Annotated in this window: 2 protein-coding genes; one reads left to right on the forward strand and one right to left on the reverse strand. The window is 38.4% G+C overall.

Annotated features, from left to right (window positions below; all coding sequences use genetic code 11):
- Positions 1-177: 177 nt before the first annotated feature.
- Complete coding sequence (locus AC1P5O_RS16775) at positions 178-351, reverse strand: transposase (RefSeq protein WP_080591877.1); 174 nt, start codon at positions 349-351, stop codon at positions 178-180.
- Between the two features lie 87 nt (positions 352-438).
- On the opposite strand from AC1P5O_RS16775, the gene AC1P5O_RS16780 reads away from it, so the two are divergent.
- Positions 439-617: transposase (locus AC1P5O_RS16780; protein ID WP_499006434.1), on the forward strand; the 179-nt coding region annotated here is incomplete at its 3' end.

Genomic DNA, 617 nt, shown 5'->3' on the forward strand with positions numbered 1-617 from the left:
AGTGCCTTGAGTAATTCTGCTAAAGCAGATATTTCTGATACTTGCCATTTCAAGCCAATTTCTGCTTTTGAGTGGGGTAAAGTAATTTGAACCGTTAACATGTCAGTAGGAGTAGGATCTAATGGTGCAGAGCAAGATAAAGCAATAAATGCAGGTTTATTCGGTAGTGGTGAGCGATCATTTCTCTAGCTTACCATCAATTAAGCGAATCCAGTTGGATAGGGGATTTGTATTCAATCCATGTTGCAAAGCGACTGAAGCAATTGAAACGTCCGGTGCTTTACAAGCCTGAACGATCTGCTGTTTAAATTCAGCACTGCATGTTCTTCGTTTTTTCTCAAGAGATGTGATGGATGTCTAGGGTGTGTTGACACTTTTAGCTTAAAAAAATAGCGAAGTAGTAAAATCAAATCGCCAAACCCAATTTTACTATTCGCTATGCCTCGTACCATGCTGACACATCAACACTGGCAAAAGTTGAAAACTATTTTGCGTAATTTATCCATTCACCACAACTCAAATTTACGCAATTTTATTGAAGCTATTCTCTATAGAATTAGAACAGGCTGTCCGTGGCGAGATATTCCTTCCTGTTTTGGTCATTCAAACTCTATTTT

The organism is Prolinoborus fasciculus, assembly GCF_056724605.1.